The sequence below is a fragment of the Paenibacillus sp. GM1FR genome (genome assembly GCF_002803315.1).
GTDB lineage: Bacteria > Bacillota > Bacilli > Paenibacillales > Paenibacillaceae > Paenibacillus > Paenibacillus amylolyticus.
Genome location: NZ_MKZL01000054.1, coordinates 197,102 through 211,460, shown reverse-complemented (window position 1 = coordinate 211,460; position 14,359 = coordinate 197,102). Strand labels below are relative to the sequence as shown.

Annotated in this window: 10 protein-coding genes; 3 read left to right on the top strand and 7 right to left on the bottom strand. The window is 48.4% G+C overall.

Annotated features, from left to right (window positions below):
• Positions 1-17: 17 nt before the first annotated feature.
• The 5 genes from PAEAM_RS25140 to PAEAM_RS25120 form a co-directional block, all read right to left on the bottom strand.
• Positions 18-3,086 carry a X2-like carbohydrate binding domain-containing protein gene (locus PAEAM_RS25140; RefSeq protein WP_100529370.1) on the bottom strand — a complete coding sequence of 1,023 codons (3,069 nt, stop codon included), beginning with the start codon at positions 3,084-3,086 and terminating at the stop codon, positions 18-20.
• Between the two features lie 404 nt (positions 3,087-3,490).
• Entirely contained in the window at positions 3,491-4,372 is an 882-nt protein-coding gene (locus PAEAM_RS25135) for an SMP-30/gluconolactonase/LRE family protein (protein ID WP_100529369.1), read from the bottom strand.
• A gap of 12 nt (positions 4,373-4,384) precedes the next feature.
• Positions 4,385-5,050, bottom strand: coding sequence for an SGNH/GDSL hydrolase family protein (locus PAEAM_RS25130; RefSeq protein WP_100529368.1), 666 nt, complete (start codon positions 5,048-5,050; stop codon positions 4,385-4,387).
• An 82-nt stretch (positions 5,051-5,132) separates the two neighbouring features.
• Positions 5,133-5,921, bottom strand: a complete 789-nt coding sequence (locus PAEAM_RS25125; RefSeq protein ID WP_036609494.1) for an alpha/beta hydrolase — start codon at positions 5,919-5,921, stop codon at positions 5,133-5,135.
• Positions 5,922-6,064: 143 nt separating this feature from the next.
• A complete protein-coding gene (locus PAEAM_RS25120; RefSeq protein WP_100529367.1) occupies positions 6,065-6,898 on the bottom strand; it encodes an AraC family transcriptional regulator in 834 nt (277 codons plus the stop codon).
• Positions 6,899-7,026: 128 nt separating this feature from the next.
• On the opposite strand from PAEAM_RS25120, the gene PAEAM_RS25115 reads away from it, so the two are divergent.
• The 3 genes from PAEAM_RS25115 (at position 7,027) to PAEAM_RS25105 (ending at position 11,170) form a co-directional block, all read left to right on the top strand.
• The gene (locus PAEAM_RS25115) at positions 7,027-9,054 is read left to right on the top strand and encodes a beta-galactosidase (protein WP_100529366.1); all 2,028 of its coding nucleotides are present in this window, start codon (positions 7,027-7,029) and stop codon (positions 9,052-9,054) included.
• Positions 9,055-9,492: 438 nt separating this feature from the next.
• The gene (locus tag PAEAM_RS25110; RefSeq protein WP_047842441.1) at positions 9,493-10,449 is read left to right on the top strand and encodes a helix-turn-helix transcriptional regulator; all 957 of its coding nucleotides are present in this window, start codon (positions 9,493-9,495) and stop codon (positions 10,447-10,449) included.
• A gap of 34 nt (positions 10,450-10,483) precedes the next feature.
• On the top strand, positions 10,484-11,170 hold the full coding sequence (locus PAEAM_RS25105; RefSeq protein WP_036670284.1) for an AlkZ-related protein: 687 nt from the start codon (positions 10,484-10,486) through the stop codon (positions 11,168-11,170).
• A 101-nt stretch (positions 11,171-11,271) separates the two neighbouring features.
• Here PAEAM_RS25105 and PAEAM_RS25100 read toward each other — a convergent pair whose 3' ends face one another.
• Together PAEAM_RS25100 and PAEAM_RS25095 are read right to left on the bottom strand one after the other, a co-directional pair.
• Entirely contained in the window at positions 11,272-12,786 is a 1,515-nt protein-coding gene (locus PAEAM_RS25100) for a UxaA family hydrolase (RefSeq protein WP_179086417.1), read from the bottom strand.
• The gene (locus tag PAEAM_RS25095; RefSeq protein ID WP_100529365.1) at positions 12,783-14,300 is read right to left on the bottom strand and encodes a tagaturonate reductase; all 1,518 of its coding nucleotides are present in this window, start codon (positions 14,298-14,300) and stop codon (positions 12,783-12,785) included. The genes PAEAM_RS25100 and PAEAM_RS25095 overlap by 4 nt, the downstream gene beginning before the upstream one ends.
• Between the last annotated feature and the right edge of the window lie 59 nt (positions 14,301-14,359).

Genomic DNA, 14,359 nt, shown 5'->3' with positions numbered 1-14,359 from the left:
TTCGTTAAATCACTCACTTATGGTTCAATTCCCCATTGGAGACTTCCCGCGACATAACCGGTGACTTTGGACCAGTCCGTATAGGAAGTCTGACTACCTGCAAAAGAATAATCATCCGTTTGCGTATAGTTGGTCCAATTGTTCTTGGAGATGCGCGTATGGATTTCCGTGCTTTGTCCCGCATTCAGTGTTCCAGCCGAAGCTGTGAATCCAATCTCAAGCACGTGATCAGCACCTGTCCGTACCGGATTGAGTGCACTGAACGTGCCTGTTACATTCGCACTGCCAGCAGTCGCCCAGTCAGCGAAGAAGTTCTGAGGCTGTTCACCGTTTATCGTGTAATAATATCTAATTTTCACATCAGACAGATTCAAGGCTGTAGTACCCGTATTTGTCAGTTTGAATTTGGGACTAATCGAGCTGCCCGTCGCTGAAGTGTTGCTGTTATACATCTCAATGCGTATGGTTCCAACAGGTGCAACTGTCGTGTCTTTAATGAGCAGATTCAAGGTCGCAGGAGCGCCTGCGCTGAATTGAAAGGTTAGCGCCGCTGCGCCATTTGGCAGTGAAGCCAGGAAGGTTTTACTTAATACAACCTGATTGCCTGTCAACGTGTAATCTGTACCTGAAACCAGCGTTGCATTCCCGTTGCGAATGGATGCAAGTGTATTGCCGTTCAGTGTTAACGTGACTGGAATATTAACCTGATTGTCTGCTTTGCGATCAAATTCGGCTGTAACCGGTGTAATCGCAGAGTTGGTCACTGGAGTACCTCCGCCATTGTTACCTCCAACACGGTCAGCATACAAAATTCCGCGGCCATTTGTTCCGAGATATACTCTTCCATACAGACGCGGATCACCCGTAATAGTAGTTACACGAGCATACTGATGCTGATCATCGTTGATACGAACCCAATTAGTGCCACCGTCATCGGAACGGAAGAATCCACGTGTTCCATCGATCTGTGCAACCGTGTATAACGCAACAACACTCTGCCCAGGGGCTGCTTTACCAAATCCGATACTGTCTGCTTCCTCTACATTGGCAAGCTTTGTGAATGTCGCTCCTGAATCCGTGGAATGCCATAATCCGTAAGGACCTTCTTCCTCACTACCACCTGCAAACCAGAGTTCGCCTTCAACACCTGGAACGGCATCCAGATCGGCATTTCCTTCCATTGGAAGTCCGGTCGCAGATGATGCCGTGAAAGTAGCACCACCATTCACACTCACATAGATTTTACCCGCTGCAAATCCATAAAATTTGTTTGGATTGACACGATCCGAAATCACTTTCGCCTGTGCAGGTATGCCCGTACTTGCCGTCCATGAATTGCCGCCAGTCGAATAATGTACGCCTTTATCTGATGTGCTCCATACGAGTCGGTTACCATTCGCAGAGATGGCTACGGTCCCTCCTCCGGTTGTGCCGGCAGGTTCTGCATTGGCCTTATACCACGTAGTACCTCCGTCACTGGACAAACCCATGGATTTTGCATTGGGATCAGCAGCATAATCTGCTTTACCTACGCGAACCATCGTATTTGGACTTAACTCTGCAAAATCCAGACTTTCTGTGGAAGGATAGTTCGGGCTCGTAAATATGGTAGCTGGAGCCTGGTCCAGATTGTTATGACGGAATCCGGAGACATCTCCCAATCCGCTTATCAAATGTGCACCACTTGGCGGGCTGACCAGATCCAGCACGGCAATCTCCTCAACCCCCTTCGCCATCACTGAAATATTGATTTTTTCATCATCATCCCAGTCTGTCAGGTTCTTCGTTCCATAGATCGTAGCACCCGTTCCATACATCATGCGATCCGAATCAAACGGATCAATCTCCAGATCACCGATCATCCAGCCCAGTTTTGGGGTTGTTTCGGGTGGGGCAGGATTGGTGCCAAATGTGAGCCATGGCGCTGCCGAAATATCCTGTGTATAACGTAACTTCCGATTCGGATATCCTTCAAATTCCCATATGCGTGTCCACGTCGCTCCGCCATCTGTACTCCGGAACAAGGTGGCATCCGGCCACCAGGAATTTAATGTCGCAACCATCAATGTACCGGGATTCTGTGCATCAACAGCCAATCCGCCATATCCAAAATAATTATCCGTGCTGCTGCTTGGAACAGGGCTGATGTTTGTCCAGACACCTGTAGACGTATTCAGTTTCCACACGTCACCTTTTGCCCCATCATAGGGTCCAACACCATCGCTGTAGGTAATATAGAGGCTTCCGTCTGAATCAAACACACCATGATGCGGAATATAACCTGTAGGTTGACCAGCAACAGCTGACCAGGTCAGGCCGCCATTTGTGCTGCGATATACGCTTTGATCTTTATCCGCAACACCCACATAGATTGTCTGGGTTGCTTGCCCTGCCGAACCTGTTGTTTTGTCAAATGTAATCCATGCCAGTCCTACGATGTCACTGGTATATTCATTCGAAGGATCTTGCACATAATTTCCCGGATTCGGGAAGCTTGTGACTTCGTTCCAGGTCACACCGTAATCGGTACTTTTCCATAACCCATGACCACTTCGTGCACCGAAATACAGAATACTGTTATCATTTGGGTCCACGGTCAGGCGTTCTCCCATTGAACGTCCCGGCATGTTGCCGCCCACTTTGAACGGAAGTGTTGTGGTTTGCCATGTATCTCCCCGGTCCGTAGAGCGCAAGATGGAGCCATTATTTTGGTCCCACGAATTCGTATACGTCCCAACTGCCATATACACCCGATCGGGATCAACAGGGTCCGTAGCCAGTGCGTCCACACCATTCTTGTTCCAGTCATCCCAGCCGACAAAATCCGTTAAGGGTATCCACCTCTCGTCAGCCGCATTCCAGCGATAGGCTCCCCCGATATCTGTACGGGCATAGATCAGATCCTTTTCCGACTCGTTGAAAATAATGCCCGGTACAAACCCGCCTCCTGCACCCGTCACCACATTTTTCCACTCATAGGCTTCACTTGGTGCCGCCGCTGTTGTTCCAGCAAGTCCTCCCAGCGAGGCGGTTACTACAGCAACCGTCAGGCTCATCATTCGCAATTTCCCCATAAACGTTCTCATATTAACTTATCCTCCTCTTCTACTTCGTTACTGCATTTCGGTCTATCCCCGCTGTCTCATCGTGCTGATGATGGCGTGCCAGACGAATCAATGCATCCCTTGATACAAGAAGCCTCACCCCCTTCCAGTCATATTGTTAAGCGCTTACATAATTGTTCTTGATTCGCGGTTATCTGGATAATACTTTCAATAAATAACATTCGCTGGCAATCTCCAAACCCCTCTGTCGAAATTCCGATTTTTGTAAAATATTTTCAGTGTTCAAACTGGTTTATACAACAAAAAAAGATGCTGTTAGAACAGCACCTTTCGACATTTTATATAAGAGTGAAAAAATGGAATCGTTTCTTTCCTGGCAAACCAGGCAGAGGTTCACTAAGGTTCACTACATAATTGGCACCTGTTTATTGCTGGCTACCATAAGCGTGAGTCTCCTGCCCTTTAACGCCCGGTCTGATGACAAAAAGTGAGCCCGCATCCGGTGTCTCTTTCAAACGTTCTTCCTTAATCCCTATACGTGCTGTTGTAATGTATAACTCTTCGAGATCCGGTCCACCAAAACAGCAGGATGTTACCTGATCTGCCGGCACCTCGATCTGTTGCAACAATTCTGATGTATGCGGGTTCCAACGAGTGACTCTTCCTCCGCCCCAGTGCGCAACCCACAGCATGCCCTCACCATCAACCGTCATCCCATCCGGAAAACCGAATTCCTCCGGTATGTGAATGATACTTGTCCGATTTTGTATCGTACCTGCCGTCAGATCAAAATCAAACTGGTCAATAGAACGTGTCGGGGTATCAATGTAATACATGGTCTGCCGATCCGGACTCCAGCCCAGACCGTTGGATGTAGACACACCTTGTACCATTGTGCGAACGGGTTGCCCTTGCTCCAAACAATACAATGATCCGGCTTTGCTCTCATTATTCATGCTCATCGTGCCTGCCCAGAAGCGGCCCTTCGCATCACATTTTCCATCATTAAAACGATTGGTATCCTTACCTTGTTCAGGGTCCTCAATGGCTTGCAGCTCACCCGTAAGCAAGTGATACGTATGGAATCCACTGCGTAAAGCAACCACAACTTCGTCACCACGATAGGGAACAACAGCCCCGACATGTTCACCGACATCATAAGCCTGATCCTGCCCTGTAGCTGGATCATACACATGCACCTTGAAGCTTTCAATATCTACCCACAACAATCGATTGTTCTCTGCATCCCAGCTTGGACCTTCCCCCAGTAATGCCGGGGTTTGTACTGCTACAGTTACGTCGCTCATGCCCTCACGTCCTTATTCAGATTTGACGCTGCCTGACCATTCGAATCCGATGGCATCCAAGAATGCTTTGGACAGTACCATATGGCCCGTTGCATCCGGATGTACCCGGTCATAAGTCAGCACAGACGTATAGAAATGATCCCAAAATGGAGCAAATGCAGCCTGTGTATCCACATACACCGCATCATACTCATTCGCTACCCTGCGTACCGCTTCTCCGTAGATATCCATCGTTGCCCGCATCGGGTCTTCCGGATTGGCCTCAAGATAATAAGGCGTCATTAGCACCAGACCTTTCAGGTTGGGACGAACTGAAGCCACCAGTTCACGCAATGTGGATTCATATTCTTCAAGAAACACATGTGAGTCTGTTGACAATGGGTTGTCGAACTGACGCCATACATCATTAATGCCAATCATGATCGTCAGCCAGTCCGGTTTAAGGTCAAGCACATCACGATCCCAGCGCTGTTTCAGATCACGAATCGTATTTCCACCATTACCCACATTTTGGACACGCAACATCAATTCCGGATAGATGGACCGCAAGAGGGCATAGACTTGCGCTACGTAACCATGGCCCAGACCTGAACTGCCTTCGCCTACAGGATGTTCCCGACCACAATCTGTAATCGAATCCCCGATAAACAGAAGCTTGTCATTTTTCTGCAATTTCATCGTTATTTTCTCCTTCGCTCCAAGGCGCTAATATAAGAATAATTGATTAATCAGGACCGTTAAGTTGTTATCCAATCAGTGATTACCAGCCTTGATTCTTGAGCCATGTGAGACACAGATCTGACCATACCCGAACCGCGTGGTTGTCCTCAGCCAATCCAAGTCCATGTGAGCCTTTCTCAAAAACGTGCAAGTCATAGGGGATGCCATGCGCACCCAATGCAAGTGCGTAACGCAAGCTATTCTCTACAGGCACTGCCTGGTCATCGCTGGTATGCCAGATGAACGCTTCAGGAGCATCCGCCCTTACCTGTTGCTCCGCACTGAAAGCCTTGATCTGCTCGGCAGAGGCGTCCGACCCAAGCAAATTCTCACGGGAACCGGCATGTCCATAGGACTCCATCGTAATGACCGGATAACAGAGAATAACTCGGTCCGGGCGTGAACTCTGGCGTTCGATGAGGTCCTCATGATCCGGTTGTCCCTCGTCATACAGCGTTCCCAGTGTTGCTGTGAGATGTCCGCCTGCGGAGAAACCAAGTACTGCAATCTTGGCAGGGTTGATGCCATACTGCTCAGCATGAGCACGAACATAACGTATGGCACGCTGACCATCTGTTATCGGTGCAGGATGCTGGTGAGGCGCCACCCGATAATTCAGGACAAATGCACTTATACCTGCACGGTTCAACAATTCCGCTATTGGAGCACCTTCATGATCAGCCAAAAATCCATAGCCGCCCCCTGGACATACAATGACAGCGCTCTCGGAACCGGGCTGAATAAATGGAATCAAATGTGGCATCTCGTCTTCATGACCCTGGGCTGCATAAGGTGCAGCATGATCCCATAAGGGTATAGTTGTTGTCATCTTCAATCATCCTCTCCAAGTAGAACGGAACCATGGGTCCGTTTAAACGTTTTCGAATCTCAGGAATCGATACCATCATAACGGTAATGACCCTAACGCATCAATACCTTCCTGGCATCACTTTTTGTTCATTTGGATACATGTTAGTACAAATTACGGAACTGTTCAGGAGTCACCCCCTCAATCCTGCGAAAAGTTGCTACAAAATGGCTTGCATCTCGAAACCCTACCCTAACTGCAGTCTCCCTAATCGTCAGGGCGGTATCCCCTGTCATGATTTCCTTGGCTTTGCGAATGCGCAGCAAAATGAAATAACTGTAGGCTGTCATGCCAAAGGACTGCTTGAACAAGGTGTTCAGATGTCTGGATGAGATCCCCGTGACGTCAGCCATATGTTCGAGACCAATCTCAGGATTCGCATAATGCTGTTCCATGAATGCAATGAGCGGAGCGAGTCTCTCCACGGCATGAGAGATCGAAGAGCGATTGCCGGTCATGCCATGTTTTTTGAGCAAAATCAGAAATCGATATATATCCGCTGACGCCTCGAGTCCCGACAAATCCTGATCACTTCTGATCGAATCCAGCACTTCCTGGCCGTAATCATTGAACGGACTGCTCTGCTCCCACTGATGCAACGCTGCTTCACCCAGACTAAGTGACTCCAAGATTGCCGGACACTGGGAACCGCCAAATGTAATATAGAATGTCTCCCACTCTCCTTGGGCGCGCACATATTCATGCGGTTCATTCGGCGGAAGCAAAATACCTGATGCTTCCCCCAGTACGACCGTGGACCCGGCAAACTTGAATTCTCCGGCTCCCTTTACTGTCTGAAGCCAATGGTAACAGGGATACCCCACAGGTCTGAACACCTTCTCCTGATTGCCGTTATAACCTAGGCTCTCAATATAAAGGGGCAGCGGCTGATCACGTGATGTCATGAAATATCGTTGATGTCGGGGGGAGATAAACATGGGATGCCTCCTTGGTTATAAGCTGAAATACACTTCCGTATTCTTATATGAGTCATTACTTTTATTATATTTTAAAAGTCATATGTATCATATAGTATAGGATTATTCTTATACAAGAGGTGAACACATTGATTAGTAACAAACTGCCCAAAATGTTCTACGGGGGCGATTATAACCCGGAACAGTGGGATCACGAAACCCACCTTGAAGACCTGCGCATGTTCCAATTGGCAGGCATTGATATTGCCACAATCAACGTATTTTCATGGGCACTGATTCAGCCTGATGAAGTTACTTACCGTTTTGAAGAACTCGACCAACTGATTAATCGTTTACATGAAAACGGTGTCTATATATGCCTTGCAACAAGCACTGCTGCCCATCCGGCCTGGATGGCGAAGAAATATCCAGACGTGCTTCGTGTAAATGCCGATGGACGCAAACGCAAATTCGGTGGGCGCCATAATTCCTGTCCCAACAGCCCGACCTATCGCAAATACGCTGAGAAGATTGCGGATAAACTGGCCGAACGATACAAGGATCACCCCGCGGTTCTCGTATGGCACATCTCCAATGAATATGGCGGTGAGTGCTACTGTGACAACTGTGAGAAAGCGTTCCGCGTGTATCTGAAAGAACGCTATCAGACTCTGGAACAGGTCAACAAAGCATGGAATACGAATTTCTGGGGGCATACCTTCTACGATTGGGACGAGATTGTATTACCGAGTAACCTGAGCGAACATTGGGGTAACAACAATTCAACGTTCCAGGGAATCTCGCTGGACTACTCTCGCTTCAACTCCGACAGCATGCTGGATTGTTATCTGTTGGAATACGATGCAATCAAAAAACATATTCCGGACTCCGTTGTTACTACCAATCTGATGGGATTCTTCAAACAATTGGACTATTTCAAATGGGCAAAATATTTGGATATTGTCTCCTGGGACAGCTATCCTGGTCTCGCCACTCCTGTCAGCTTCACGGCAATGGCTCATGACCTTATGCGCGGACTGAAGGATGGTCAACCGTTCATGCTGATGGAGCAAACACCAAGTCAGCAGAATTGGCAGCCATATAACTCACTGAAACGTCCAGGTGTTATGCGTCTGTGGAGTTATCAATCTGTTGCGCACGGAGCCGATACCATCATGTTCTTCCAGCTTCGTCGCTCCATCGGTGCCTGTGAGAAGTATCATGGTGCAGTTATTGAGCATGCTGGGCATGAGAATACACGTGTATTCCGCGAAGTCGCTGAGCTGGGCAAGGAATTGCAGATCCTTGGAGATACCACGCTGGATGCATCTGTTGAATCCAAAGTAGCCATTGTGTTCGACTGGGATAACTGGTGGGCCACCGAAAAATCAAGCGGACCAACGGTTGCCCTGAACTATGTGGATCAGATCCATAAATACTACGCAGCCTTCTTCCGTCGCAACATACAGGTAGATATCGTCAGTGTGGATACGGATTTGAGCAAATACGACATTGTCCTTGCCCCTGTTCTTTACATGGTTAAACCAGGGTTTGCCGCCAAACTGGAGAAGTATGTTGAAGCAGGTGGAACATTCCTGACGACCTTCTTCAGCGGCATTGTCAACGAGAACGATCTCGTGACCACAGGTGGATATCCGGGAGAACTTCGTAAACTGCTCGGAATCTGGGTGGAAGAGATTGATGCCCTGCTACCTGAGCAAAAGAACCGCATTGTCCTCAAAGAAACCTACGGTGATCTTCAAGGAGAGTATGGCTGCGGCATGCTGTGTGACCTGCTGCACAGTGAAGGAGCCGAAGTCATCGCGGAGTATGGAGACGACTTTTATAAAGGCATGCCTGTTGTGACACGTAATACCTTTGGCCAAGGTGAAGCCTGGTACGTTGCATCCGACCCGGATGAGCGCTTCCTGGATGGTTTGCTGGGACAGCTCGCAGCAGCCAAGAACGTAGAGTCCTTGCTTGAGACACCAGAAGGTGTTGAAGTAAGCGCGCGAACCAAAGACGGCAGACCCTACCTGTTTGTCATGAACCATAACGCAACCACACAATCCTATGATCTGGGAACAGCTAAGGCACATGATCTGCTCACCAATCGTGAGCTTTCGGGAAGTGTTGAGATTGAAGCCCGTGGAGTGCAACTGCTCGAAATGAAATAAGCGATTTCGCTTATTTGGAATCATTCGGAATAATATAATGTGATAGAAATACCCGTGATACAAAGTGTCACATATTCATTCCTTTTATACTTGTTATTGTCTTCAGCGAGGATATTGGTATAGATTTCAGACCTTTATCGTCTTCTGTAAGCCAAAAGCTGCTACTTCCCGTATCCGTCTACACCGGATACGGGTTTTTGGCATGATCTGTGGTCTTTTTGATAGAAGGAAATATCAGTATGCAAAGCGAATTGGACGAGAAACACATTTTAACAAAGCCTGCCGGAACATGCTTGTGAATCTTGATGCTGATCCATTATAAAATAATGAACAGTTGAAAAATTGGTGACACTCATGATGTCACTTATTCGTTGTTACAATAGAAATATAACTACGACATCACTTTCCGGCGGCGCAGATCGAAACGGAGTGGCTGACATGAACAGAACAAATCGGCTTGCTGCCATTGTAATGGCATTACAGCATGGTCACGAAACGGCACACTCATTAGGTGAGAAATTTGAGGTTTCCCGTCGCACGATTCTTCGGGATATTCAATCCCTCTCCGAGATGAATGTGCCCATTATTGCCATTTCCGGTCCGGGAGGCGGTTTCAGTCTTATGGAGGGTTACGTATTACCCCCATTACAGCTGGACCCGGTAGAAGCAGCGACGCTCTTATTCGCTCTTGAAGGTCTAAGTCGCTACGCCGACACACCCTTTCATGAGAAACGCTGGACCCTGATGAACAAAGTTAAGGCTATCATTCCGGATGATATTATGTCGCGAATTGATCCCATGCTCAAACAACTGCATCATCATATTCCAGACCGCAATTACATTCTTCCTCATCTGGACGCACTGCTGGCATGTATACCCGAACACGGGTGGCTTAGTGTGCTGTATCGCTCCGCATCACGTCAGCGTTGGTTGCATATCTGTCCCACACGGGTATATGCTTCCTCTGGCTTCTGGTACTGTGAAGCATATTCCCTCGAACATGTTGAACAACGTCTGTTCCGGGTTGACCGAATTATCGAAGTCAAAGCGATCGAACCACAGGATGCACAGATGCTTAATGAACAGGCAGAGCAACAGCAGAGTAAGCCGATCCCTCCAGAACAGCCGCCAACCCTGGTTAAGGTACAACTGAGTTATCGGGGAATGATTGAAGCTGAACAGGACGAGCATATTGGTGAAAAGATGACTGAAATTGCCCCGGATCTCTGGGAATTATCATTCCTTTGTCCACCAGGGGAATGGGACTGGGCCGTACGATTCTTTTACCGATTAGGACGTGAAGCCGAAGTGATTGAACCTCTCCAACTTCGCAGTGAGATTCGTCAGCATGCCGAGGAAGTGAGCCGGAGATACCTTGCTTCAACCAAGTCGTAGCTTGACTACACACAAAAAGGAGCCTACTGATATCATGACATATGAAGCCGTTATAACGTACGAAGAAGCAGTACAGCGTATCCAGTCTATAGGGCTGCTACCTCTGGCACCACTATTTGCCGATTATCCTTCTCTGTCATCGCTAACCCCCAAAGAACATTGGCACAAGGATGATGAATTCGATCCTTGGTTATGGCGTTCACGCCTGGCTGAAGAGGGCATTGCTGCATATGGAAAATTTGTCAAAAAGAAAGCGCTTCTTGTCTCATCTGAATATTTCCCTTGGGTACACCGACTGCTTGCCGACTCCAGAACCATCAAGGAACAGTATGAAGCGGGTCTACTCTCCCGTGAAGCGTTCAAACTTCATGCGTTAGTTGCAGAACAAGAAGGCATCGATGGACGTGCCTTGCGATCACAAGCCGGTTTCGGGGCAAAAGAGGACAAAAAAACATTTGACCGTGGACTTCTGGACCTTCAGGGCTGTGCAGCCATTGTGATCAGTGGCACCAAAGAAAAAGAAGGGCTCGCAGAAGGCAAAGTCGCCTGGAACAGCTCCGCATACGAGACTGCTGGTCACTGGATGGAACGTCACGGCATTAAGCCATATGAAGGCAGCATAGAAGAGGCACGTGAACTATTGATTGTGCAACTACAACAACATGCTTCACCTGCAGCATTATCAAGCATCTCCAAAGCGCTTGGCATCCGTGGAATCTAAATAAAGCCAATCCCGGTTGTAGTGCAAATTTCAACCGGAATTGGCTGTGGTTCACCATATAATGTAACCCAGACGATCAACAGCCCCCATCGACAATGGATTTAGAGAATTACGCCATCCTTGAATATGGCAATCTCCCGGAATCCATGCTGCTCACTGAGTGTGTGTGACCGTCCTGAAGCAATGTCAATCAGCTGGCTGAACAGCTGCACTTTCACCTCATCCATCGTCTGCCCCTCCAACAGCTGGCCTGCGTTGAAGTCAATCCAGTGTTTTTTGCGATTCGCCAGATCGGATTGGGTCGCAATCTTGACGGTAGGTACCGGACCTCCGAAGGGAGTCCCCCGCCCTGTTGTGAAGAGCACAATATGTGCACCCGCCGCAGACAGTGCCGTTACAGATACCAGGTCATTACCCGGTGCTTCTACAATGTTCAGACCGGTTTGAGTTACACGTTTGCCATACCGTAGAACGTCGACTACGGAAGAACGTCCTCCCTTTTGCGTACATCCAAGTGACTTTTCCTCTAGCGTTGTGATGCCACCAGCCTTATTCCCAGGTGAAGGATTCTCATAGATGTTCTGGCCATGGTTCACAAAATATTGCTTGAAGCCGTTCACGAGGTCCACCAAATCGTGAAACACCTGCTCATTGGCAGCCCGGTTCATTAAGATCGTCTCCGCACCAAACATCTCCGGAACTTCCGTCAGAATAGCCGTACCCCCGGCAGCAACCAACATATCAGCAACTGCACCGACCAGCGGATTGGCTGTAATGCCGGATAAACCATCGGAACCGCCACACTTCAAACCAATTTTGAGTTTACTGAGCGGAAGCGGCTGCCGTTGTTCATGTTCAGCGATCTCCACAAGTTCTTCCATCAGTCGAAGCCCTTCCTCAAGCTCGTCATCCGTTTCCTGTGCTTTGAGAAACCGTACTTTACCGCGGTATTCCGGAGCAATACACTCACGGAATTCATCGACCTGATTGTTCTCACAGCCCAGACCGATGACGAGCACGCCTCCTGCATTCGGATGCTCCACCAAGGAGGCCAGCAACTGTTGTGTATACTTCAGATCATCACCAAGCTGTGAACACCCGAATGGATGCGGAAAGTGAAATACACCATCGACCCGGCTTCCAAACTGGGACTGCCCCATACGTGCCAAAGCTTCACACACTTTATTGATACATCCAACTGTGTTCACAATCCAGATCTCATTACGAATACCTGCGTCACCATTGGGGCGCAAATATCCATCAAATGAGCGCAGATGTTCCGGAGGCATGTCCGTCTGAACCTGCGCGCCCGGCTGATACTCATATTCAAGTAATCCGTGCAGACCCGTCTTCAGGTTGTGACTATGAATCCAGCTTCCCTGCTCAATCTGCTCTTGGGCAATCCCGATGGAGAAACCATACTTCATCACATCATCACCCGGTGCCAGGGTATGCACAGCAATCTTATGCCCTTTGGGCACGTCATCCAGCAAGGTAAAAGAAACACCGTCTGGCAGGGTAATGCATTCTCCTTTCGCATAATCCCGAAGCGCTATAATGACATCATCCTGTGGTTGAATGGCAATCCAGTCATTGATTGTACTTGTTGTGTTCATTTCCCTTCACCTTCCAACAATCCGATTTCACGAACAAGTGCTGCACGCAGCCCTTCTCTTGCATCCAGATTTTCGCCCCAGATCAAGGTATCCGACAACACAGCCGCTACCCGGTTATCCAGTTGCTTCTGATTCCTGTTAAGCGTGTCATAACCTTCCCAGTGTGCAGCCAAAGCAGCCAGGACATCCGGGTCATCCCGCAGCAGAATGTCGTCCCCATTCAGTCGTTGTGCCTTGTAACCTTCTGGCGTATTTACCGGACGGTAGAGACACAATAATCCAGCAAACCCTTGAATTAAACGTTCTGGCCACCTTCCCTGATTTTGCTCGTAAGACAATAGTGTTGGCAGCACACGCACCTTGAATTTTCCGATCGTATTCAAAGCAATATCTTGCAATTTGTGATCAATATACGGGTTAAGGAACCTTTCGAACACTTCTTCTGCATACTGGTCCAGCTGATGATCGGGCATATCCAGAGCAGGGACGATCTCCTGATGCACAGCTTCCCTGATCCATGAGCCAAAATGTGGATCTTCCATCGTTTCTCTCACATGCTGCTTGCCTTGGAGAATGCCTAGTGATGACATTAAAGTATGCGCCCCATTCAAAATACGAACTTTGCGTACCTGAAAAGGCTTCAGATCTTTCACCCAATGTACATTGAGACCTGCCTGCTTGAGAGGAAGTTTTTTGTCCAATGATTCATCACCCTGAATAGCCCAGAAATGATATGGCTCTGCCGTATTAATCAATTGGTCCTCGTAACCCCAGCGATTCGTCAGGGAATCAGCTTCCTCCTGGGTCGGCGCACCTGTGACAATTCGGTCTACCAGATTGTTCAGGAAGTGATTATGGTTCTCGATCCATGAACGGAAGCCTTCCGAATACCCATAATCCTCACTATGACGGAGAACACAACTGCGAAGCACGTCACCATTGCCTTCAAGCAGCTCGCAAGGCAGATGAATCAAACCTCTGGATGGATCACCATCAAATTTCAAATATCGCTGATGCAGGAAAACCGTTAATTTCCCCGGAAATGATTGGACGGGTTCACCCTCGATATAGTCCGCATACGTATATTTCAATCCTGATTCGGTTGTATTGGAAATAACGAACTCAAGTGAAGGCAGTTCCGCCAAGTTCAGAAAGGCATCCCATTCCTCATACGGATTGATACACTGTGAGAAAATGGAGATCAACTCTGTCCGCTCAACCGGCTTTCCTTGAGACAGCCCACGCGTAATCATCGTATATAATCCATCCTGATCACGAATCTGCTCCAGCTTGGCTTTGCCTCCCGGTCGTGGTTGGGTAACAGCTACACTTCCATGGAATTTGCCTTGTCTGGCACTCTCATGAAGCATCCAGTCTGCAAATCCCCGCAAGAAATTACCTTCTCCAATCTGCAAAACCTTCACGGGACGCTCCATAATCTCCTTGCACTTGCGCTGACCATCGCTCCCCAGTAAATTCAGCTTCAACCTTGGCCGTTTCGTGCTTGCCGACATGGACACTCACCTCATCGATTATTTGTACTGTCGGAATGCAGCTCGAAGGCTCTGCACCC

What these genes read in the sequence shown, in the direction of transcription:
- PAEAM_RS25140 (WP_100529370.1), bottom strand. Translation starts at nt 3,086, where the DNA reads ATGAGAACGTTTATGGGGAAATTGCGAATGATGAGCCTGACGGTTGCT.
- PAEAM_RS25135 (WP_100529369.1), bottom strand. Translation starts at nt 4,372, where the DNA reads ATGAGCGACGTAACTGTAGCAGTACAAACCCCGGCATTACTGGGGGAA.
- PAEAM_RS25130 (WP_100529368.1), bottom strand. Translation starts at nt 5,050, where the DNA reads ATGAAATTGCAGAAAAATGACAAGCTTCTGTTTATCGGGGATTCGATT.
- PAEAM_RS25125 (WP_036609494.1), bottom strand. Translation starts at nt 5,921, where the DNA reads ATGACAACAACTATACCCTTATGGGATCATGCTGCACCTTATGCAGCC.
- PAEAM_RS25120 (WP_100529367.1), bottom strand. Translation starts at nt 6,898, where the DNA reads ATGTTTATCTCCCCCCGACATCAACGATATTTCATGACATCACGTGAT.
- PAEAM_RS25110 (WP_047842441.1), top strand. Translation starts at nt 9,493, where the DNA reads ATGAACAGAACAAATCGGCTTGCTGCCATTGTAATGGCATTACAGCAT.
- PAEAM_RS25105 (WP_036670284.1), top strand. Translation starts at nt 10,484, where the DNA reads ATGACATATGAAGCCGTTATAACGTACGAAGAAGCAGTACAGCGTATC.
- PAEAM_RS25100 (WP_179086417.1), bottom strand. Translation starts at nt 12,786, where the DNA reads ATGAACACAACAAGTACAATCAATGACTGGATTGCCATTCAACCACAG.
- PAEAM_RS25095 (WP_100529365.1), bottom strand. Translation starts at nt 14,300, where the DNA reads ATGTCGGCAAGCACGAAACGGCCAAGGTTGAAGCTGAATTTACTGGGG.